This window comes from Pseudomonas sp. BW7P1 (assembly GCF_024981055.1).
GTDB lineage: Bacteria > Pseudomonadota > Gammaproteobacteria > Pseudomonadales > Pseudomonadaceae > Aquipseudomonas > Aquipseudomonas bananamidigenes.
On record NZ_CP103374.1, the window covers coordinates 4,132,224 to 4,153,538 of the forward strand.

Genomic DNA, 21,315 nt, shown 5'->3' on the forward strand with positions numbered 1-21,315 from the left:
GAAACGGGAGCGAGCAGGCTCGCCCCCGCTGGTTTCACTGACGATGAATCAGCCTTTTTCGTCGATCCCGGCTTGCAGGGACTGACTGTCCAGGTGACCGCTCAGGGTCACCGGGCCGACCTTCAGGTTGCCGTTTTCAAGGGAAACCTTCGGTGCGTTTTCTTCAGACTTGTGTGGCAGGTCCAGGCCGGCTTTCACGCCGTAGTCGCGGTTGCTCAGGTCGTTGCTGCTGACCTTCGAACCACCCAGATCGACCTTGCCTTCAGTGGCGGAAATCCGCGCGCCGGTCAGTTGCGTAGCGCCGCCGACGGTGAGGTTCACACCCTGGCTGGCGCTGATGCCAGACGCCTGCTTCACGCTGTCCTTGTGCGCGTATTCGCCTTCGGCTTTCAGTGTCGGCTTGTAATCGGTGCCGGCCAATTTGCCTTTGTCGTCTGCGGGCGTCTTCTTGGCGGTCAGCCCCAGATCCACATCGACCTTGGCGTGGGTGCTGGAGTCCTGACGGCTCTCGACTGACAGATCACCGGCCACGTTGCCGCTGACGTTGCGCGCATCGATCCGCGCACCGCTCAGGCTCGCATCACCCGCGCTGTTCAGCACCACAGTGTCAGCCTTGATCTGGCTGTTCTGCCGGGTGGTGCCTTGCAGGTAATCCACGCCCACCTTGGCCCCGGCATCGAAGCCGTGATCGCTGCTGACTTTTTCATCGGCGGCGGTCGGTGTGCTTTTGCTCAGATTGCCACCGGCGTTCAACGCAACATTCCAGTTATTGCGGCTGTCGGTGGACTGCGCGGACTCCTGAACGAAACCGCCCTTCTGCGCGTCGATGCTGACGTTTGGCGCAGTGACCTGAGTGCCTTGCAGGCGCACCGAATCACCGCTCAGCGCAAGGCCGTTCTGGCTGTTGAGCTGGCCACCGGTGAGGGTTTGCGTGTTCTCGCTGACCCGACCGATGTTGAAATTGCCGCTTAGGTTGCCGCCCTGATCGTGGCTCTTCTCGCTGCTGCTCTTGCTGCCGCCCGCCTTCAGCCCACCGCCAAGATTGCTGCCGTTGGCGACGTGGGTGTCGGTGGCCGCTTGCAGATCGAGTTTGCCGTCGGCCTTCAGCTCGATAGCGCCAGCGCTGTCGATCTTCGTGCCCTGCTGAACCTGGTTGCCGCCGCTGCTCAGTTGCACCGGACCGGTGCCGCCGATGGTGGCAACGTGGGCCTGGCTGTCGGTGGTCTGGTTGCCTTTGTGGTCGAGCTGGAACCCGGCGCCGAGATCGACGTTGGTGCCGTCGGTGCCCGGCAAGGTGCCGACGGTCAATGAGCCGCTGCCCCGCAGACTGGAGCTGTCGCTGCTCTGACGGTCACTGGCCTGATTCAGCGCCAGATCGCCGCCGGTCTTGACGCTGACACCGCCCTGCCCGCCGTCGAAACGGCTGCCTTCGAACTGTGCATCATGGCCAACATTGATATTCACGCCTTGAGTGCCGGCATAGCTGCCGACCACCGCCGTGGAGCTGTTCTTGCTCGACTGGCTGCTGCCGCCCGCGCCGCTGCCGGCCACGTTCACGTCTTCACCGGTCTTGGTGTAGACCCGCACATCGACCTTGGCATCCACCGAATTGTCGGTGCTGCTGCGGGTGTTGTTTGCAGCATCGGCCACCAGTTTGTCAGCGCTGATGTTCACCTTGCCGGCGCTGGCGTTGTACTGGGTGCCCTGATCATGCAGCGTGCCGCCGACCTTCACGTTCACGGTCTGGCCGTCGAACCGGCTGACCACGGCGTTGCTGCTCTGCTCGGTCTTGTCAGCGCTCGCATGACCGACCGCCACGTCGATACCGACGTTCGGCTGACCGAGATTGGCCAGTGCGTCCTTGTCCGGCACCTTGCCGTCGAGCACGTCTTTCACCGCGCCGGCAATCGGCCGGGCGATGTCTTTGTACTCGACGTTGGCGCCGATGTCCGCCGACCAGTTGCTCTCCTTGTGGGTGCTGCTTTCGGTGTGGCTGGCGGCACGATTGTCGACTTCGTTGGCAGCGCCGTTCAGACCGTTGCCGGACTTGAGTTGCGCGCCTTCGGTAGCGAGTTTGTCAGCGTTGATGTTCAGGCTGCCGCTGCTCTGCACAGCGGTGGTTTGCGCGGTGGTTTTAGCGGTGGTGTCTTGCGAGGTGCTGTGCGAGAAGTCCACGCCGCTGCCCGCGCGGTCGAGGCCGCCGGTGTAGTAGAAACCACCGCCGGTGCTGCGGGTTTCCGTTGTAGTGCTGTGGCTGTCCTGCTCGGCCAGCAACGAGACGTTCTTGCCGCTCAGCGTGGTGTCGCCAGCGGTGGATTTCACCTCGGCGCCCTTGAGCGTCACGTCGCCGCCCGCCTTCACTTGCACGCTGCCGCCGCTGAGGCTGGAACCCTGCTGCGTGAGGTCGTTGGCGGTGACGGTCCGGGATTTGTCTTCGTAATGCACACCGGCACGATACTGCTCCGCCGTCTGCTCCCTGGCGTAGGCATCGAAACCACGAGTCTGTGTGCTGTTGCTGCTGTCATGGGTGTTCTGCGTGGAACGCACGTTCACATTGCCCGCAGCATCGGCCACCAAAGCGCCGCCAGCCTTGACCGTGGAACCGGCGACCTCGATGTCTTTGGCGCTTTTCAGCTTGAGGTTGCTGTCAGAAGCCAGCTCGCTGCGCACCGTGGTGCTGTCTTTGATGTTCTGCCGGGACTCGTCCTTGGTGATGCCGAAGAACTGGCTGTCCTTGTCGTGCTGGTTGCTGTGCGAGGTGTCCTGCACACCGTCGATGGTCAGCGAACCGTTGTCGCTGATCACGCTGGCGTCCTTGGCGCCACGCACCTGGCTGCCGCTGATGCGCACGTCGTCAGCCTTGACCGCCAGTTTGCCGGCGGCGTTGATCTTGCTGCCCTGATGTCGGGTCTGGCCCTTGTCGGCGTCGCCGGTCTTGCCGAAGAAACCGCCGCCCACCAGATCACCGGAATAGCGATTGTCGCTGCTGCGGTTGGTGCGGGTCGCGGTGGTGATTTCCACTTGTTTGCCGGCCAGTTGCAGATCGCCGGCACTGTCGATTTCAGCGCCTTCGGAGCGCAACAACGCAGCGGTTTGCAGGGCGATATTGCCGCCCTTCAACTGACTGGTGACGCTGCGCTGCTCTTCGCTGCTGCTGTCCCAGTCGGCTTTCCACAGGTGTTTGCGGTGCTTGCCCTGATCGGTCTGAGTGTGGCTTTCCGTGGCGGCGGTCAAACGCAGATCGCCGCCGCTTTGCACGCTGAGGTTGTTCTTCGCGTCGACCTTGGCGGCTTTGAGTTCGGTGTCTTTGCCGGACGACAATTGCGCGTCGCGGCTAGCAACGATCTGGCTGCCATGCTGGCGTGAATCGCTGTCGGTCCGGGTGCTCTCGTAGGTTTCCCAGGTGATGCCGATGGTGCTGTTGTTCCAGTTTTCGCGCTGTTCCTGAAGCTTGCGGCTTTCAACGGTGCTCAGGGTCAGATTGCGCTTGGCATCGACCTTCACGTCGCGGCCGCTGACGTCGGTGGCGGCCAGCGTCAGGTCCTTGCCGCTGTGCAGCCCGACATCGCCCTGGCTGCTGCGAATACCGGCGCGGGTCACATCGAGGCTGTCCGGAATCGCCTGACCGCTGACGCTCAGGTCGCCAGCCGAACGGATCTGCACGCCGTCACGCCCGGCGACTTGCACCGCACCGACCTTCACACCCGCGCCTTCAGCGGTGCTGACGATGTTGATGCGCCCCGCCTGCATCGCGCCGAACAGGCTGGCGTCGATACGCTGATCGGTGGTGTTGCCCGCCGGGTCCACGGCTTTCACCTGACCGCTGGCGTAGTCGACCTGATTGCGCCCGACAGTGAGGTTCAGTTGGTCCCGTGCAGTGATCGCACCCTGGCTGTCGATGCGCGGCGCGATCAGATTGATCGAGCCCTCACCGTTGCGCAGACCGCCGCCCTGAATCTGCAATTGACCGTTGGCGTCGCGGGTGCTGAGGGCTTGCAGTTTGCCGTCGTTCAGCTCGGGACGACCGACCACCAGATTGGCGTTCGGCGTGTTGATGAAGCTGCCGCCGTTCACCGAAATGCCGTTCGGGTTGGCGAGCACATAGTCGGCGGCGCGCCCGAAGATTTCCTGGGCGCCGTTGATGGCCGACGGGTTGCGGCTGATCACTTCGTTGAGGATCACGCTCGCCGCCTGGCCCTGCAATTGCGGGTTGGCCGCCAGTTGCCCGGCGAGCTGGGATTGCCCGGCCTGCAAGGCGTTGTTCAGCACCAGGCCCTGACGGTCGACGTTGTAGTCGAGGAACTGGTTGTGCGACAGGCCCGAGCCATTGGGCGCAACGATGTTGACGATGGGCACGCCGCCCTGGGTCTGCAACTGCGCGGTGCCGCCGGGGCCGGGTGCGACCACCACACCGCCGGCCATGGCGCCCGGCAGGTGAGCAGCCAGGAACAGGCTGGCGATGGCCCAGCGCAGTTTGCCCCGTGGGGAAAGATGAAACGCAAAGGTGTTCATTGGCATAAAAAACTCTCCATGTAGTGCGGCATCACGTTGCGCGTTGAGTTACAGGCCACGGCTGTCGCGCTTAGATCCGATGGCTGTTGTTCACTGATGTTCATATCTGCAGTCCGACCCGCATCAGCCAGGTTTCAGGCTCGTGGTGCAGGCCGGTCGGGGTGTTGAGGCTGCGTTGGTAATCGACATCCACCTGCAGGTTTTTCCAGCCCAGGTTGAGGCCGATGCTGGCACCGCTCAGGCGTTGAACCGGCGCACCGTGATCGGCCTTGATCCAGCCGTGGTCGAGGCCCACGCGCGGGGTGATCTGCACCGGCAGATCGGTGCGCATCGGCAGACGCAAGGTGTTGCGCCAGATCGCGCCGCTGGCACCGGAGGCACTGCTGACCCGGTAACCGCGAACGGCGGAATCGTCGGTGCCGAGCAGTTGCTCGATGGCCGGCAGCGGATCGGGGCTGTATTGCACATTGAGCTGGCTCTGCCATTGCCAGGCTTGCGCGCCGAACTGACCGTTGCGCCACTGACTGAGGCCGGCGCGGTACTTGCGAAATTGCGCTTTGGGCAGGTTCCTGACCTGATGATCGGCATCGTCGTCGGCGCCGAGCCAGCGCAGACCCTGGGCGTAATTGAAGTCGAGGTTCCACACCGCCCGGTCGAGCCAGAACAGATTGAGCCCGGCCTCGGCGACGGTCAGGGTCGGGCTCTGAATGCCCAGGCGAACGTTTTCCAAATAACTGTCGACATCCTTGTGCGCCAGTTGCAGGTTGGCGCTGAGCTGGTGGCTCTGGTCACGCCACAACACGCGGTCGGCGCGCAGGCTGAGTTGATCGGTGATGCCGGTGCTGTACAGGGTCGAGCCGGGCAGTTTGAACGGCGAACGATATTCGGCATGGCTGGCGAAGGTGCTGAACGTCCAGTACCCGTAGGGAATTGCGTAATAGAGGCTGGCGTTGCGGTTGTAGCGGTCGCCCCGGTTGAGGGTGTCGCTGGCGCTCAGGCTCAACAGATCGTTGAGTTCCAGCGGGCTATCCAGGCTCAAAGTGAACGTGTTGCGATCCCGCCCGGTGCTGGCGCTGCCGAGATTGTCGAAACCGGCGCCGAGGGCCCAGCGCGATTGCCCGGAAGTGCGTGAACGCAAGATGATTTTTGACGCGCCGGGCTGGCTGCCGGGAGCGATGTCGGCGGTCAGATCGAGGGAGCGCAGACGGTTCAACTGATCCAGCCCCTGTTCCAGATCCCGCAGGTTCAGCGGCTTGCCGAGCATGCCCGGAAACGCACCGCCGAGGGACACCGGCAGGCTCTGGTCGGCCAGTTCGATGGACTCGATATAGCCTTCGTCGATCAGGATATCCAGCGACTGCCCCGCTGCCGGCGTGCTGCTCAGGTACGGGCGACTGGCGATATACCCCTTCTCCACGTAGAGCGCAGTGATGGTCGCCAGCAGATGGTTGATCTGGCCGACGCCCATGCACGGCGCCAGCAACGGCTGGATGCGGGCATTGAGCTGGTCTTTGTCGATCAACGTCACGCCGCCGATGCGCGTACCGCTCAGAGGCCAGCAGCGTTCATCGGGTTTGACCGAGTCGGGAATGGCCGGGGTGGCAGGCGCCGGACCGAACGCACCGCGCTCCAGTTGGCGCTTGCGTTGTTCAAGTTGCAGTTGTTGCAAGTCGCGCTGTTGCTGTTGCTGCTGGCGCAGCACTTCCTGGCCTGGATTCGACGGTTCGGCAGCAAAAACGCTGGGTGCACACACACTCAACAACAAAGCCGACAACAGCGGACGAGTCAGATAACTACAGCGAGAAACAGCGCGAATCGAATACGGCACTCAACTTCCTTGCAATCAAATGGCTTAATGCCATCCCATCAATTGCAGTGATAGTCAGAGCCTTCCTACACAAATGCAAGACGCTTCCTACATTGCTTACATTTCTTAAACAAATGCGTTTTTAGCACGGATCGCCAGCGATAACGCCAGCAAGTTGCAGATCATCAGGGTTTCCCCGAGGGCCTGGAACCAGGCTGCCAACATCAATCCCGCACCGATCAGCAGGTAATAAAACAGCCCGAGCAATGCGCCGGCGGTGCCCAAACGATCCGGGTAATTGCGCAAGGCAGCGCCCAGAATGTTCGGGATCGCCATGCCGAACGCCAGTACCACCAACAGCATCGGCAGCACGAACCAGACGTGCGCTTCCAACAGCCATACGCCGATGCCGCCGAGCAACCCCGTGAGTGCCGCCAGGCGAATCAACCGTAACGGGCTGCGACCGGATTGCAGCAGGCGTTTGTTGAACCATGCTCCAAACCCTGAGGCCAGCGCGAGCATCACACCGCTGTAGCCGAACCACTCGCCGCCCAGGCCGAGACGTTCGAACAGAAACGGCCCGAGGCTGTAATAGCTGAACAACGCGACGTTGAACGATGCAATCCACAGAGCCGAACGCCAGATGCCCGGGTCGCGCAACATGTCGCCCAGGGTTGCGAACAGACCGATGGAGGTCAGTTGCGCTGGACGGGTTTCCGGCAAGGTGCGCCAACTCCAGATCCACAAGATCGAAGCCAGCAGCAACAGTGCAGCGAGCACGCCGCGATAGCCGAAGCCTTGAACCAGGCTCGCCCCGCTGAACAGACCGATAGCGGGACTGGCCGCCAGCGCCATGCCTACCAGCGAAAACACACGGGCCAGTTCCGTCCCGCTAAAGCGGTCGCGCAACAACGTCTGGGTCACGACCGAACCCACGGCAGCGCCGAAGGCCGCCAATGCCTGAGCCATCAACAAACCGTTGAAACCGCGAACGCACAAACCCAGCACACAGGCCATTGCATATATCGCCAGACCGGCGAGCATTGAGGGCCGCCGGCCGATCCGGTCACACACGCGGCCCCAGGTCACCACGCCAAACGCGAAGGCCAGAAAATACACGGACAAGGTCTGCGCTGCGGCTTGCGGCCCCACATCGAACGCCCGGCCGATATCCCCCAGCGCCGGGCTGAACAGGGTCTGGGCAATCTGCGGGAACATCAGCAGCGCAATCGCCAACATCAAAAACGTTCTATGGCTCATCACCCTGACTCCTCAACAAAAGCGCCGAGGAGTTTAAAAGGCTGTGACTGGCGTATTATCCAGACCCCGCCAATTTATCGCTGAAATCGGACAACCCATGGCCTGGCTCGAAGCTCACGACCGTTTTGACCCGGATCATTTCCCGGCGCCGGTGATCGGCATTGCCTCTACCCTCGGCGATCACGATTCGGGATTACATCGGCATCAGCGCGGGCAACTGCTCTATACCCGCCGAGGCTGCACGCGCATCACGCTGGCGCAGCAGTTATGCCTGCTGCCACCGTCGCGAGCGGCGTGGATTCCCGGTGGTGTCACGCATCGGGCGGTGATGCAGCAAAGCGTCGACTACCGCTCCATCTACCTGACGCCCGAGTTGTGTCGCGAGCTGCCGCAACAGGTCTGTGTGATCGAGGTCAGCCCGTTGCTTCGTGCCGTACTGGAGCCGATAGCGATTGCGGATTTCGATACCGATTGGCGGCAGGGCAAATTCGTCCATCTGCTGGGACTGTGCCAGAGCGAAATCCGTGAGGCGGCGCAGCAACCGATGCTGTTGCCCTTGCCGCAAGACAAGCGTCTCGCCCCCCTGCTTGCACGCCCCGAACAACTCCCCCCGGAGCTGCAAGTGCTGGAACAACAGATCGGCGCCAGCCGCCGCACCATCGGCCGGATCTTCCAGCGTGAAACCGGCATGAGCTATCAACAATGGCGCCAGCAGTGGCGACTGATGCGTGCCATGGAACTGCTCGCCACCGGGCGCAACCTCGGCTATTGCGCGTTCGAACTGGGTTTTGCCAGCGACAGCGCGTTCATCGCGTTCTTCAAATCCATGACCGGCAGCACGCCTGGTACCTGGCTCAGATAAGCAACTGACGACCGGCGATAAAAATCAATTGCCACAAAATATTACTCACGTCATATTACAGCCGTAATAACAGCCTTTTTTCAGGTATTCGCCATGACCAGCATGCCCACCGTAGAACCCGACCTCGCCGTTCCGGTCAGCGTCCCCCAGCCTCCCCTGCTGAAACGCCTGCTGTTGCCCACTGCGGGCCTGGCTGCGCTGGTGTTTGCCGGGCTGTATGCCGCGCACTGGTGGGGCACCGGGCGTTTTCTCGAAGAAACCGACGATGCCTACATCGGTGCCGACGTGACAGTGATCGGACCCAAAGTCGCCGGTTACATCGAAGAGGTGCTGGTCAGCGACAACCAGCCGGTGAAGGCCGGCGACGTACTGATCCGCCTCGACGCCCGGGACTACCGTGCCAGTCTGGCCAAGGCCGAAGGCGCGGTCGCCGCCGAAGAGGCGCTACTGGCCAATCTCGACGCCACCGAACAACTGCAACAAGCGGTGATCGGTCAGGCCCGCGCCGGCATCGATGCCGCCGGTGCCGAAACCGCCCGCTCCCGGGATGACAATGCGCGCTATAAACGTCTGGTCACCACCAACGCAGTCTCGGTGGAAGCTGCGCAACGGGCCGACGCCACCTTCAAGACCGCGCAAGCCTTGAGCGCCAAGGCCCAGGCCGAGTTGCTGGCCGCGCAACGCCAGCTTTCGGTGATCGAAACCCAAAAACAACAGGCCCGTGCCGCCCTTCAACAAGCCCGGGCCGAACGGGATCTGGCGCAACTCAACCTCGGCTACACCGAACTGCGCGCCCCGGTCGACGGCGTGATCGGCAACCGCCGTGCGCGGGTCGGTGCATATGCACAGGCGGGTTCGCAGCAACTGTCGGTGGTGCCGGCCAACGGTCTGTGGGTCGATGCCAATTTCAAGGAAGACCAACTGGCGCGGATGAAGCCCGGCCAACGTGTGAGCATCCGCGCCGACGTGTTGTCCGGCCAGGAATTCCACGGTCGCCTCGACAGCCTCGCCCCGGCCACCGGTTCGCAGTTCAGCGTGCTGCCACCGGAAAACGCCACCGGCAACTTCACCAAGATCGTCCAGCGTGTACCGGTGCGCATCCTGCTCGACCCCGCCGATAGCGTGCTCGGCCACTTGCGTCCGGGGCTGTCGGTGACGGCTGAAGTCGACACCCGTGCCCAGCCTGAAACCACCGCCGTGGCCAGCGCGCCATGAGCCGTGCCCTCGCCGTCCCTGCGCAGCCGTTCAATGCCGCCGACATGGCGACGACGACCAAAGTGTTCGCCTTCGCCACGATGTGCATCGGCATGTTCATCGCGCTGCTGGATATCCAGATCGTCTCGGCCTCGCTGCGCGATATCGGCGGCGGACTGTCCGCCGGCACCGATGAAACGGCGTGGGTGCAGACCAGTTACCTGATCGCCGAAATCATCGTGATCCCGCTGTCGGGCTGGCTGTCGCGGGTGTTCTCGACCCGCTGGCTGTTCTGCGCTTCGGCCATCGGTTTCACCCTTGCCAGCCTGCTGTGCGGCGTCGCGTGGAATATCCAGAGCATGATCGCCTTTCGCGCGCTGCAAGGTTTTCTCGGCGGCTCGATGATTCCGCTGGTGTTCACCACCGCGTTCTTTTTCTTCACCGGTAAACAGCGGGTGATTGCTGCCGCGACCATCGGCGCCGTGGCGTCGCTGGCCCCGACGCTGGGCCCGGTGATCGGCGGCTGGATCACCGATGTTTCGTCCTGGCACTGGCTGTTCTACATCAACCTGCTGCCGGGGATTTTCGTTGCCGTGGCCGTGCCGATGCTGGTGAAGATCGACCAGCCGGAACTGTCGCTGCTCAAGGGCGCGGACTACCCAAGCATGGTGTTGCTGGCGCTGTTTCTCGGCTGCCTGGAATACACCCTCGAAGAAGGCCCGCGCTGGAACTGGTTCAGCGACCGGACCATCCTCACCACCGCGTGGATCAGCGCCCTGGCCGGTGTGGCGTTTGTCGGCCGCACGCTGCACGTGGCCAATCCGATCGTCGACCTGCGCGCCCTCAAGGATCGCAATTTCGCGCTCGGCTGCTTCTTTTCCTTCGTCACGGGCATCGGCCTGTTCGCGACGATTTACCTGACGCCGTTGTTTCTCGGCCGGGTGCGTGGCTACGGCGCGCTGGACATTGGTCTGGCGGTTTTCTCCACCGGGGTGTTCCAGATCATGGCGATTCCGCTGTACGCCTTTCTCGCCAACCGCCTCGACCTGCGCTGGATCATGATGGCGGGCCTGGCGTTGTTCGCCCTGTCGATGTGGGAGTTCAGTCCGATCACCCACGATTGGGGTGCCGGGCAATTGCTGTTGCCGCAAGCCCTGCGCGGGATTGCCCAGCAACTGGCCGTGCCGCCCGCCGTGACGCTGACCCTCGGCGGGCTGGCGCCAGCACGGTTGAAGCACGCCTCGGGCCTGTTCAACCTGATGCGCAACCTGGGCGGTGCGATCGGCATTGCCGCGTGCGCGACCATTCTCAACGACCGCACCAACCTGCACTTCACGCGGTTGGCAGAGCATCTGAACAGCAGCAACGAAGCGTTGAACCAGTGGCTGGCCCAGGTCGGCGGCAACTTCGCCGCTCTGGGTCAGAGCGGTGAGGTGGGCATCACCGCCGGTCTGCATCAGTTATGGCTGCTGACTTACCGTGAGGCGCAAACGCAGACCTATGGCGACACCTTTCTGATGATCATGGTGTGCTTCGTGATCGCCACGGCGATGGTGCCCTTGATGCGCAAGGTGCAACCACCGGCCGCGCCGAGTGCCGATGCACACTGATCAATCAGGCCTGCGGGGTTTTGCGAAAGCCCACGGCCAGACGGTTCCAGCTGTTGATGGTGCTGATGGCCACGGTCAGGTCGACCATTTCCTTGGGCGAGAAGTGCGCGGCGACCGCTTCGTAATCTTCGTCCGGGGCATGGGTCAGGCTCACTTGGGTCAGGGACTCGGTCCACAGCAGCGCAGCGCGTTCACGGTCGGTGAAGAAAGGCGCTTCACGCCAGGCCGTCACGGCGAACAGACGGCGCGGGGTTTCGCCCCCCTTGATCGCGTCGGCGGTGTGCATGTCGATGCAGAACGCGCAGCCGTTGATCTGTGAAGCGCGCAGTTTGACCAGTTCGATCAGGGGCTTTTCCAGCGGCAGTTTCGAGACGGCGGTTTCCAGGGCGATCATCGCTTTCAGGGCATCGGGGGACGCGGTGTAGAAATCGACACGAGGTTTCATGGTGACTCTCCGGGGCAAGTAAATGTGTGGCTACGTTAGCCCCGGGATCGGGCCGGACAAATAGCCAATCTCCCGGAAGACGGGTAGGCCACTGCTTTCTGGCGCCAGAAAAGAAAGTGCAGAGGGGCGATTGCCAGCGCTTGTTCGGTGCCACTAGAATGCGATCCATTCTTAATTGCACTCCAATTGCAGCCAGGCATCGGATGCCCGCAACGAGTATCTGCCGCTCATGTCGTCTTTCGATCCGCCATTGAATCAGCAAGTCCAGACGCTCTACAGCGAACACCACGGCTGGCTGCAAGGCTGGCTGCAGCGCAAGCTGGGCAATCGCTGCGATGCGGCCGATCTGGCCCACGACACATTCTTGCGTCTGCTCAGCCGCCAGGTACTCAAGCCTTTGGGCAGCGAACCCCGGGCGCTGCTGACGCACATCGCCAAAGGTCTGGTGATCGACCGCTGGCGGCGTCAGGACCTCGAACGCGCCTATCTGGAAACCATCGCCAACTTGCCGCCCGCCGAAGTGCCGTCGGCAGAAACCCGCTATCTGATCCTGGAAACCCTGTGGCGCATCGAGGCCTTGCTGCGTGAACTGCCGGCACAGACCCGCGACACCTTCCTGCTGTCGCAGATCGAAGGCCTGACCTACGCGCAGATCGCCACACGCCTGAAGGTTTCGCTGATTACCGTGAAACGCCACATGCGCGCCGCGTTCCTTGCCTGCCTGAGTGTCGCCTGATGAATTCGTCGATGATCAATCCGCAGATTCTCGGTGAAGCCGCCGACTGGCTGGTGCAGTTGCATTCGGGTACCGCCTCGCCGTCCGATCATCAGGCCATCGCCCAATGGCGCAGCCGCAGCGCCGAACACGCCATGGCCTGGCAACGGGCCGAAGCCCTGCTGGGGGACTTGCGCAGTGTACCGGCCAACGTCGCCATCCAGACTCTGCAACGAGCTTCACGCAAGGAAGGCCTGAGCCGTCGCCAGACCCTCACCCGCCTCGGCCTGCTGTTGATGGCCGGGCCGTTGGGTATCGCCTCGCAACACGTTCCGTGGCAGCAGTGGACCGCCGACCAGCGCACCGCTGTCGGCGAGCAAAAAAACCTGCAACTGCCGGACGGTTCGCAACTGTTGCTCAACACCGACAGCGCCGTGGACATCGCTTTCAGTCCGCTTGAACGTCGGGTGTTGCTGCTCGATGGCGAGGTGCTGATCAACACCGCCAGCGATGCCGCCGCCCGCCCGTTCATCGTTGAAACGCCGCAAGGCCTCGCTCGTGCGCTCGGCACGCGGTTCTGCGTGCGCACCGAAGGTTCGCGCAGCCTGGTGTCGGTGCTCGAAGGCCAGGTGCAGATCACTGCGCAACTGCTCCAGCAACACGCGATCCTCAAGGCCGGCGAACGCCAGCGCTTCAAGCTGAACGGTTTCGACACCGCCGAAACCTTCGACACCGCAAGCCTGGCCTGGGACAAAGGCATGCTGCTGGCCAGCAACATGCGTCTGGACGAATTGCTCGGCGAACTGAGCCGTTATCGTCGCGGCGTCCTGCGCTGTCATCCGGACGTTGCGGCGATGCGCGTGTCCGGTGCGTTTTCCCTGCGCGACACCGACGCCAGCCTGCGCTTGCTCAGCGATACCCTGCCGCTGACCATCAATAGCCTGACCCGCTACTGGCTGTCGGTGGAGCCCCGCGTCTGAGATCGATAAAAAATATTTTCAATGTTCACTGATACCTTTTCGCGTCTCGTTCGGTGAGTGGATAGACCCTCAATTTCCACGCGCTCGACAGGATCGCCGAATGACCGCATTGCCCACGCCCCGCCCCGCTCTTTTTCCGTTCAAGGCCCTGAGTCTCGCCCTGGCTTTCGGCTCACTGGTGCCAACGCTCGGTCACGCCGCCGACGGCGTCAGCGAAAGCACCAGCCAAAGCGTCAACATCGGCCCCGGCCTGCTGAGCCACGTACTGGCGCAGTTTGCAGTGAGCGTCGGCGTGCCGTTGTCGTTCGATCCGGCACAACTGGGCAATCGTCAGAGTCCGGGCCTGCAAGGCAACTACACCGCGCAAAACGGTTTTGCCCGGTTGCTGGAAGGCAGCGGTTTTGAACTGATCAGCACTGGCGACAACGGTTACACCGTGGCGCCGAAAGCCGCAGCGGACGGCGCGCTGGAGCTGGGCGCCACCACCATCAGCGCCCGGCACGACAGCAACGATGACACTTACGGCGGCGAACAGGTCGCCCGTCGTGCGCAAGTCGGCATGCTCGGGAATCAGGCGGTCAACGACCTGCCGTTCAGCGTCACCAGCTATACCGCCAGGACCATGGCCGACCAGCAGGCGCAAACCATCGGCGATGTGCTGCTCAACGATGCCTCGGTGCGCCAGTCCAACGGCTTCGGCAACTTCTCGCAGATGTTCATGATCCGCGGTCTGCCGCTGGCCTCCGATGACATTTCCTATAACGGACTGTACGGCGTGTTGCCTCGGCAGATCATCGCCGTCGAAGCGCTGGAGCGGGTCGAACTGTTCAAGGGCCCGAATGCGTTCGTCAATGGCGTGACCCCGAGCGGCAGCGGCATCGGTGGCGGGATCAATCTGCAACCCAAACGTGCCATGGACACCCCGACCCGCAGCGTCACCCTCGACTACAGTGCCGACGGTCGGGTCGGCACACATCTGGATCTCGGCCAGCGTTTTGGCGAGGACAACCGCTTCGGCGCCCGGGTCAATCTGATGCAGCGCGAAGGCGACACCGCTGTCGATGACGAAGACCAGCGTTCGTCGCTGTTCAGCCTCGGCCTGGACTATCGCGGCGAGCGCCTGCGGGTCTCCACCGATTTCGGCTATCAGAAGCAGGTCATCAATCAGGGCCGCTCGGTGATTTACGTCGACTCAAGCCTGACGAAAGCTCCCAAAGTGCCGCACGCCAACGCCAGCTACGCCCAGAGCTGGAGCTATTCGCAGCTCGAAGACACCTTCGGCATGGCCCGCGCCGAGTACGACCTCAACGACAACTGGACGGCCTACGTGTCCGGCGGCGCCAAGCACACCCGGGAGAATGGCGTTTACTCGTCGCTGACTGTCACCGACCTTAATGGCAACGCCCGTGGCGGCATGCTCTATTCACCCCATGACGAGGACAACCAAAGCGCGATGGCCGGCCTCAACGGTCATTTCGACACCGGCCCCGTCAGCCATCAGTTGAACCTCGGCTGGGCGGGCATCCGGGGCGAGCAACGCTCGGCGTTCGAGACCATTGGCAGCGCCTCGCGCTACAGCACCAACCTCTACAACGTCACCAACAAACCGCGCCCGCCTGCCACCTCGTTCGCCGGTGACATCAACGATCCACGTGTGGTCGGCAAAAACACCCTGCGCAGCGAAGCGATTTCCGACACCCTGGGTTTCCTCGACGACCGCATCCTGCTGACCCTCGGTGTGCGCCGCCAGCAAATGAAAGTCGATGGCTGGGCCACGGCCACCGGCGCCCGCACCTCGAGCTATGACGAGTCGATCACCACCCCGGTCTACGGCCTGGTGATCAAGCCGTGGGAACACGTGTCATTCTACGCCAACCGCATCGAAGGCCTGGCCAAGGGCCCGACGCCACCGACCAGCGCCCTCAACCGCGACGAAACCTTCGCCCCGGTGCGCAGCAAACAGGTCGAGGCCGGCGTGCGCCTGGACATGGGCAGCTACGGCGCCAGTCTCGGCGTCTACCGCATCGAGCAACCGTCGAGCTACACCCAGGACGGGATTTTCCGGGTCGACGGCCAGCAGACCAATAAAGGCGTCGAACTCAACGTCTACGGCGAACCGGTCGACGGCCTGCGGCTGCTCAGCGGCGCGACCGTGATGAAGACCGAACTCGACGGCAGCAGCAACGGCGTCAACGACGGCAACCGCGCCATCGGCGTACCGCGCTTCCAGTTCAATATCGGCGCCGACTGGGACATTCCGGGCCTGGAAGGCGCAGCCCTCAGCGCCCGCATGTTGCGCACCGGCGGCCAGTACCTGAACGCGGCCAACACCCAGAGCATCCCGGCGTGGAACCGCTTCGACCTGGGTTCGCGCTATGCCTTCAGGCTGGATGAGAAACAGATCACCCTGCGGGCCAATCTGGAAAACGTCGCCAACGAAGCCTATTGGGCATCGGCCAATGGCGGCTACCTGACCCAGGGCGCGCCCCGCACGCTGAAAGTTTCGGCGACCGTGGACTTCTGAGTACCACTGGTCACTTGATCGGCACCAAGCCGTGCGCGCTTCAGACCAACTTCAGGTAAATCCCGTTTCTGGAGAGACCTCATGAACACGCGCACCTTGACCTCGTTCCTGCTGGCCGGCCTGTTGGCCACGGCATCCGCCGCCAGTGTTGCCGCCAATGACGGCGCTGACGCCACCGGCACCAAGTCCGGCGCCACCAGCGGCTCGACCCAGCCACCGAACAGTACGCCTGGCGCGCCTTCGGGCGGCAACACTGCCGATGACATGGGCAAAGGCACCGGCACCAATGGCGGCGCCAGCGGTTCTGGATCGGGGGCCGGCGGCGGCACAGGTTCGGCGGGTGGCGGGACAGGCGGAGCTGGCGGTGGCACCGGCAGCTGAACGAACAAGAGCAGGCCATGGTGAACGCAGCATGGCCTGTGTCTGAAGCCTTTTTCGATCAGCGATCCGAACGCAGCAATTCGCCGACGCCGACGTCCATCGACAACACCGCCGCTCGATTGCGGCCGGCGTTCTTGGCCTGATACAGCGCCGCATCGGCGCGCTGGATGAACAGCTCCGGGCTGTCGTTACCCAGCGGAATGAAGGAATAGCAGCCCAGGCTCACCGTGAGATAACCAGAAGGCGAGCCGCTGTGGGTGATGTGTTTGTCCATGACGCTGCGGCGGATCTGCCCGGCAATCGCCAGCGCGCCGTTGATGTCGGTGTCCGGCAACAGCACCGCGAACTCCTCGCCGCCGTAACGCACGGCCAGATCGGACTTGCGCTGGCAGCAGTTCCTCACCACCTGGGCGACTTGCGTCAGACAGTGGTCGCCGGCCACATGGCCGTAGGCATCGTTGTAGCGTTTGAAGAAGTCGATATCGAGCATGATCAGGCTGACCGGGCTCGACTGCCGTGCACCACGGGCAAACTCGGTCTCCAGCGAGCGCTCGAACAGACGCCGGTTGGCCAGCCCGGTGAGACTGTCGTGGGTGGCGATCTGTTCGAGCGCGCGCTGGGCCTTGATCAGGTTCTTCTCGATCCGCTCGCCGTCGCGCACCTGATGGATGAACACCCAACCGAACAGCCCTACGCCGAGCATCACCAGCGCCACGATCACGCTGGATTGAAAGGCTCGGTCATGCCAGCCCGCAAGAATCGTGTCCCGCGATGTCGAAGCAGAAACCACCAGCGGGTACGCGGCCAGTTGCCGATAACCGTACAGCCGCGTGACTCCGTCCACCACCGAATCGATCATCGCCGTGCCGGCAGAAGCGTTGGGCAGCAGCGTTTGGTAGATCTCGCCCTTGGCCAGCGAGGTGCCGATCAAGGCCTCGTCGAAGGGCCGCCGGGCCAGCAGCGTGCCGTCGGTCAGGCCGAGGAACATGGTGCCGTTATCGTCCAGGCTGAAGCTTTTGAAGAACTTGTCGAAGTACGACATCTTGATCCCGGCCAGCAGCACGCCCTGGAAATTGCCGGCATGGTCGTTCACTCGCTTGGAAATCGGAATGATCCACTCACCGTTCTCGCGACTGCGGATCGCCGGGCCGATGTGCGCCACGGATGAAACGTTCTGCTGGTGATATTTGAAGTACTCGCGATCAGCCACACCGTTGCCACGCGGCAGATCCGGGAACGAGGTGATCACCCACTGCCCTTCGCGATCGAACAGAAACATGCCGTGCAACTGTTCCAGCTGCTGCACCCGGCGCGCGAAGGTTCTTTGTAGTCGCGGCCTCTGCGCCGCGCCATAGCCGTCCTCCTGAATCCAGTCGACCAGGCTGGTCATCACCAGATCGGCAGCCAGAAAGGTGTCTTCGGCTTGCTGCGCCATCGCCCGTGTCAGGTTGGCCGAAGCCATCTGCGCGTTCGCCAGATCCTGTCGGCGCGACTGTTCGATTTGCAAATACAGCAAGCCGGACAGACACAGGCACACACCAACGATGAACAGCGCCGCCGCCTTGCGCAGCGGTAAACGTTTGAGTGTGCCGCCGGGGGCCTGATGCGGATCGTGAATGGGGATAGGCAAAAGCGTGTCCTGGGCAGGTACGACAGGGGCAAAGGCCCGAAACCCTTGTGTTTTGTGAGCGTAGCCCACCGGATTGTACGGGGCAACCAAGTGCCACCGGGACCATCCCGACCCCGTAGATATCGGCGCGCAGTGGAAATGGATGACCTGCGCGGCGATTTATTTTTTCAGGCTCCGCACCTCGAGCCGGCTCAAGGCTTGTTGACCTCCCGCAGCAGGTCCGCGACCGGGATGTTCATGATGTTCGAGTAGTAGGGTTTGTAGCCGTAAGCGGTGACGACGACTTTGCAGGGGATTTGTTGTTTGTCTGAGAGGAGGTGGTTGATTTCTGCCACTGACAAGTATCTTTCCGAGCTTCGGTTGCTAGAGGTCTCGGAAATGAAGGCATGGGTCAAATAAGAGTATCCCGCCGGGGCTCCGTCTCTTTTATCCGGCGATATCAATCCAAATGCTGAAAACCGAATGGCTTTATCGACCGAGAAATCCTGATCATCAGCCAAGGCACAATGAAGCATGCCTGAAGCCATTCCTACCCTTTCTCCCCGTCCAAAAAGATCCAGCACATCAACATTCGACCGATACCTGATTACATATAAAGATCTGTCTCTCTCAACAGACACATAGCTTAAATTCGCTGGAGGCCATACATGGTCTTTTGCACAACCAGAACAAATTACGAAAAGCAGGCAAGCGAACAATCTAAACATCAGGAAAATTCCTCCATGATCGAGTCAAACAGCAGATCTCCAGCAGACTTGTTTCCCGAGATACGAGCGGTAAACAGACCCAAGGCGTTTGCATGATTGGTATCCACATTCACGTTCAGTGACGGGCCACAAGTGATAAGCCACTTCTCGCCAAAGTCGGCAACACCATCTGAAGGGTCTCTTTTGCTAGGCGTAGCCTTGATATTGACCCAGTTAGCCGCTACAGGGTCAGGACGATCAAAATAAATATCCGAGCCCAACCAGACCAAAGCGCCCTCCCCCACAGGGTCAAGGGTAACCAGCATCTGAACCCGGTATCCCCATTCAGACATGATTTTCGTCAGGTGTGCGCCATTCCAGCCACCAAGGCTATGGCCAACGATATATACAGGACAGCTTTTGTAAGGGATCAGGTTTAGTACATAACGCTGAATATCTTTCTTTCCTTTGACTTCGTTGTACCCCAGCCAATCCGACTTATATTTCCCCTGTGTTGCCAGATCCTGAACGCGCTGATCGAAGTATTTATGTACTTCTTGAATGTTTCCATACGGCCCTGAAAAATAGTAACTCTCCTTATCCCCGGCACCGCCCACAAAAAACACAACCGCCTTGGTACTCTCCACCGGAACAGCCTTCACACTGACGTCTTTCTTGTCCGTCAGCGTATGTTCCTTGTGCAGCTTGTAATTGTTGCCTTTCTCGCACGTAACCGTTTCCGCACACATGCCTCATTCCTCCAGAAACAGTTTGATGGATTCCGGAAGATGCGAACTGATCGTGTGGGTGAAACCGTCAGCATCGGACACGCCGTGCTCCATCCGACCGTCCGCACGCTGGATCATGTACGGATGATTCGGCATCGGTTCACCGGTGGTGTCGTTCACCAGCTGCAATTTGTCGGTGAAGTGCACGGGCATTGGCAGCAGGCCGCTGAAGGGCGCATTCACCACGGTATCGCCAATGATGACCGTGCCGGATCCACCAATGACCACATTCCCGTGACCACCGGTACTGTCCAGGGTGGCGGCGTTCAGGCCGTTGATAAAAACCGTCGAAGAAACACCACCGGTAATCGGACTGCCGCACGCCGACTTGTCCGTCATACGCGCAGCGGGCAACCCGTCGAAATGCACGTTCGGCGAACCACTGACAATCGGGTTGGTGCCATGCCCCGGCAAAGGACAGGCCGTCGGGTCGGTCACTCGGGCAGCGGGTTTTCCGCTCATGAAAAAGCTCCTTGCAGTATCGCGTCATCATCCATGGGGCGCGCAGCATGAACAAAGTCGCGACGCCGATCAAATCGGCACGCAAAAAAACAGGCGCCTGAAAAGGCGCCTGTTTCTTGATGAGCAACAACCGATTGCGTTAGCGCGACGGCGGAACCCGAATATCCCCCGACCGGCACTGGGTCTTCACACCCTTGCCGCATGCACCGAATTGCAGGTCCTTGCCCATGCACACGCGCACTTCCGAGAGTTCCGGGCCACTGCAGATCACGGCGATGCCGTCGGCCGGGATGCCGGGATTGTTCTTGCGGAACAGGTCGGCGATTTCCTGCGCCTGGAAGTAGTAGGAGCTGCTGAAGGGTTGCAACTCTTCCGGGATTTTCACCGCCGCCACGGCTTTGTCCGCTTCATCGAAATAACCCATCGCCCCGAGGCCGCTGCAGGTGCCGTGTTTGCTCCATTCGTGATCGAGCAGTTTTTTCGTCGGAAACAGCGTCAGGCCTTTCTGCGTTTCGGCGGCCGAGAGCGTGGTCAGCGGCGGGCAGGATTCCGGCCAGCCGCCCTTGGCGTATTGCGGCCACAGGCCATGCAGGACAAAACCATAGCCCTTGCCGGTGCACTGCGGGTCGTCCTTGTGGGTGAGGCAGAACGTCGGCGACCAGGACAGCGTCAGCAGGTAGTAATCAAACACCCCCGCCACCGACTCGGCCGGTGCCTTGCTGGCGTGTGACTGGCGCGCCGAACTCAGGCCGATGCTACCGACCGTCAGCGCAATCAGCGCCATAATTGTAAAAAGCTTTTTCATCTTCCCGTTCCTTGGGACGCTTGCGTCCATGGTTTTTGTGGTCTGACCGTCAAGTGGTCAGGGACTGATTGAGTCATGCGAGTGTTGCAGGCGCATGACGCAAGGCAAAACCTGCATTACCTTGAAAGGACTACCATGCTGTTGCATTCACCACAGGGAACCGACATGAGTAAAGCAGACGAACTCGCCGCGAAACTCAAACAGACACGGCAAACCCATGCTGACGAAGTCACCTGCGCCGAACTGGAAATCGATTGCTGGCCTGCTCAGGTCTACGCCTTGTACCACCGAATCGAAGGCTGGTTGCAACCGGTGACCGAGGTGGGCCTGAAGATTCGGCGAAATCCTACCCATGTCTGCGAAAGTTCACCGGATGGCGAAACCCACGACTACGCCATCGATCAATTGGTCATCGAAGCCAATCACCATAGCCTGACGTTCGACCCCATCGCCCGCTTCACCGAAGACGGCGCCGGCCGTGTGCAGATCAACCTGCCGGGCAAGGAAACATCGCTGCTGCGCACCGTCGACGAACACGGCGAGAGTCACTGGTGGTTGCAGACCCTCGAGACCGGGACACAACTGGATGCCATTGCGTTGACTGAAAACAACCTGCTGCTGGTGGTCCAGGAAGGACTCGGGTTGTAGGTCGCG

General features: G+C 61.7%; 17 protein-coding genes. 8 read left to right on the forward strand and 9 right to left on the reverse strand.

The genetic code is table 11. The features are described from left to right. Positions 1–48 precede the first annotated feature (48 nt). From NWV16_RS18495 to NWV16_RS18505, 3 genes are all read right to left on the reverse strand, one after another. On the reverse strand, positions 49–4,518 hold the full coding sequence (locus tag NWV16_RS18495; RefSeq protein ID WP_260520231.1) for a hemagglutinin repeat-containing protein: 4,470 nt from the start codon (positions 4,516–4,518) through the stop codon (positions 49–51). A gap of 94 nt (positions 4,519–4,612) precedes the next feature. Continuing rightward, positions 4,613–6,340 carry a ShlB/FhaC/HecB family hemolysin secretion/activation protein gene (locus NWV16_RS18500; protein WP_260520232.1) on the reverse strand — a complete coding sequence of 576 codons (1,728 nt, stop codon included), beginning with the start codon at positions 6,338–6,340 and terminating at the stop codon, positions 4,613–4,615. Positions 6,341–6,445: 105 nt separating this feature from the next. Next, positions 6,446–7,579 (reverse strand): MFS transporter, encoded by a 1,134-nt coding sequence (locus NWV16_RS18505; RefSeq protein WP_260520233.1) that lies wholly within the window; start codon positions 7,577–7,579, stop codon positions 6,446–6,448. A 97-nt stretch (positions 7,580–7,676) separates the two neighbouring features. Between NWV16_RS18505 and NWV16_RS18510 the strand changes: the two genes are divergently transcribed. The 3 genes from NWV16_RS18510 to NWV16_RS18520 all read left to right on the forward strand — a co-directional run bounded on the left by NWV16_RS18510 (position 7,677) and on the right by NWV16_RS18520 (position 11,245). Then, positions 7,677–8,441, forward strand: a complete 765-nt coding sequence (locus tag NWV16_RS18510; RefSeq protein WP_260520234.1) for an AraC family transcriptional regulator — start codon at positions 7,677–7,679, stop codon at positions 8,439–8,441. 66 nt (positions 8,442–8,507) lie between these two features. Then, positions 8,508–9,656 (forward strand): HlyD family secretion protein, encoded by a 1,149-nt coding sequence (locus NWV16_RS18515; RefSeq protein WP_409519391.1) that lies wholly within the window; start codon positions 8,508–8,510, stop codon positions 9,654–9,656. After that, positions 9,653–11,245, forward strand: a complete 1,593-nt coding sequence (locus NWV16_RS18520) for a DHA2 family efflux MFS transporter permease subunit (protein ID WP_260520236.1) — start codon at positions 9,653–9,655, stop codon at positions 11,243–11,245. The genes NWV16_RS18515 and NWV16_RS18520 overlap by 4 nt, the downstream gene beginning before the upstream one ends. A gap of 4 nt (positions 11,246–11,249) precedes the next feature. Here the strand turns inward: NWV16_RS18520 and NWV16_RS18525 are convergent, their stop codons facing one another. Beyond that, a complete protein-coding gene (locus NWV16_RS18525; RefSeq protein WP_065259422.1) occupies positions 11,250–11,690 on the reverse strand; it encodes a carboxymuconolactone decarboxylase family protein in 441 nt (146 codons plus the stop codon). 229 nt (positions 11,691–11,919) lie between these two features. Here NWV16_RS18525 and NWV16_RS18530 point away from each other — a divergent pair, with 229 nt between their 5' ends. From NWV16_RS18530 to NWV16_RS18545, 4 genes are all read left to right on the forward strand, one after another. Next, positions 11,920–12,426 (forward strand): sigma-70 family RNA polymerase sigma factor, encoded by a 507-nt coding sequence (locus NWV16_RS18530; RefSeq protein ID WP_065259423.1) that lies wholly within the window; start codon positions 11,920–11,922, stop codon positions 12,424–12,426. Further along, positions 12,426–13,385 (forward strand): FecR domain-containing protein, encoded by a 960-nt coding sequence (locus NWV16_RS18535; protein WP_260520237.1) that lies wholly within the window; start codon positions 12,426–12,428, stop codon positions 13,383–13,385. Before NWV16_RS18530 ends, NWV16_RS18535 begins: the two co-directional genes overlap by 1 nt. A gap of 100 nt (positions 13,386–13,485) precedes the next feature. Beyond that, entirely contained in the window at positions 13,486–15,909 is a 2,424-nt protein-coding gene (locus NWV16_RS18540; RefSeq protein WP_260520238.1) for a TonB-dependent receptor, read from the forward strand. 81 nt (positions 15,910–15,990) lie between these two features. Beyond that, positions 15,991–16,290: a hypothetical protein gene (locus NWV16_RS18545; RefSeq protein WP_260520239.1), complete on the forward strand. Its 300-nt coding sequence runs from the start codon at positions 15,991–15,993 to the stop codon at positions 16,288–16,290. A gap of 58 nt (positions 16,291–16,348) precedes the next feature. Here the strand turns inward: NWV16_RS18545 and NWV16_RS18550 are convergent, their stop codons facing one another. From NWV16_RS18550 to NWV16_RS18570, 5 genes are all read right to left on the reverse strand, one after another. Further along, entirely contained in the window at positions 16,349–17,920 is a 1,572-nt protein-coding gene (locus NWV16_RS18550; protein WP_260520240.1) for a GGDEF domain-containing protein, read from the reverse strand. 191 nt (positions 17,921–18,111) lie between these two features. Beyond that, entirely contained in the window at positions 18,112–18,447 is a 336-nt protein-coding gene (locus NWV16_RS18555) for a hypothetical protein (protein ID WP_260520241.1), read from the reverse strand. Positions 18,448–18,626: 179 nt separating this feature from the next. Continuing rightward, positions 18,627–19,355, reverse strand: coding sequence for an alpha/beta hydrolase (locus NWV16_RS18560; protein WP_260520242.1), 729 nt, complete (start codon positions 19,353–19,355; stop codon positions 18,627–18,629). Positions 19,356–19,358: 3 nt separating this feature from the next. After that, positions 19,359–19,856 carry a PAAR domain-containing protein gene (locus NWV16_RS18565; protein ID WP_260520243.1) on the reverse strand — a complete coding sequence of 166 codons (498 nt, stop codon included), beginning with the start codon at positions 19,854–19,856 and terminating at the stop codon, positions 19,359–19,361. 139 nt (positions 19,857–19,995) lie between these two features. Then, positions 19,996–20,661 carry a ribonuclease T2 gene (locus tag NWV16_RS18570; protein WP_260520244.1) on the reverse strand — a complete coding sequence of 222 codons (666 nt, stop codon included), beginning with the start codon at positions 20,659–20,661 and terminating at the stop codon, positions 19,996–19,998. 165 nt (positions 20,662–20,826) lie between these two features. Here NWV16_RS18570 and NWV16_RS18575 point away from each other — a divergent pair, with 165 nt between their 5' ends. Beyond that, complete coding sequence (locus NWV16_RS18575) at positions 20,827–21,309, forward strand: hypothetical protein (RefSeq protein WP_260520245.1); 483 nt, start codon at positions 20,827–20,829, stop codon at positions 21,307–21,309. The last annotated feature ends 6 nt before the right edge of the window (positions 21,310–21,315 follow it).

Coding starts and splice junctions, on each gene's coding strand:
- NWV16_RS18495 (WP_260520231.1), bottom strand. CDS start 4,518: ATGCCAATGAACACCTTTGCGTTTCATCTTTCCCCACGGGGCAAACTG.
- NWV16_RS18505 (WP_260520233.1), bottom strand. CDS start 7,579: ATGAGCCATAGAACGTTTTTGATGTTGGCGATTGCGCTGCTGATGTTC.
- NWV16_RS18510 (WP_260520234.1), top strand. CDS start 7,677: ATGGCCTGGCTCGAAGCTCACGACCGTTTTGACCCGGATCATTTCCCG.
- NWV16_RS18520 (WP_260520236.1), top strand. CDS start 9,653: ATGAGCCGTGCCCTCGCCGTCCCTGCGCAGCCGTTCAATGCCGCCGAC.
- NWV16_RS18525 (WP_065259422.1), bottom strand. CDS start 11,690: ATGAAACCTCGTGTCGATTTCTACACCGCGTCCCCCGATGCCCTGAAA.
- NWV16_RS18530 (WP_065259423.1), top strand. CDS start 11,920: ATGTCGTCTTTCGATCCGCCATTGAATCAGCAAGTCCAGACGCTCTAC.
- NWV16_RS18535 (WP_260520237.1), top strand. CDS start 12,426: ATGAATTCGTCGATGATCAATCCGCAGATTCTCGGTGAAGCCGCCGAC.
- NWV16_RS18540 (WP_260520238.1), top strand. CDS start 13,486: ATGACCGCATTGCCCACGCCCCGCCCCGCTCTTTTTCCGTTCAAGGCC.
- NWV16_RS18545 (WP_260520239.1), top strand. CDS start 15,991: ATGAACACGCGCACCTTGACCTCGTTCCTGCTGGCCGGCCTGTTGGCC.
- NWV16_RS18555 (WP_260520241.1), bottom strand. CDS start 18,447: ATGGCTTCAGGCATGCTTCATTGTGCCTTGGCTGATGATCAGGATTTC.
- NWV16_RS18560 (WP_260520242.1), bottom strand. CDS start 19,355: ATGTGTGCGGAAACGGTTACGTGCGAGAAAGGCAACAATTACAAGCTG.
- NWV16_RS18565 (WP_260520243.1), bottom strand. CDS start 19,856: ATGAGCGGAAAACCCGCTGCCCGAGTGACCGACCCGACGGCCTGTCCT.
- NWV16_RS18570 (WP_260520244.1), bottom strand. CDS start 20,661: ATGAAAAAGCTTTTTACAATTATGGCGCTGATTGCGCTGACGGTCGGT.
- NWV16_RS18575 (WP_260520245.1), top strand. CDS start 20,827: ATGAGTAAAGCAGACGAACTCGCCGCGAAACTCAAACAGACACGGCAA.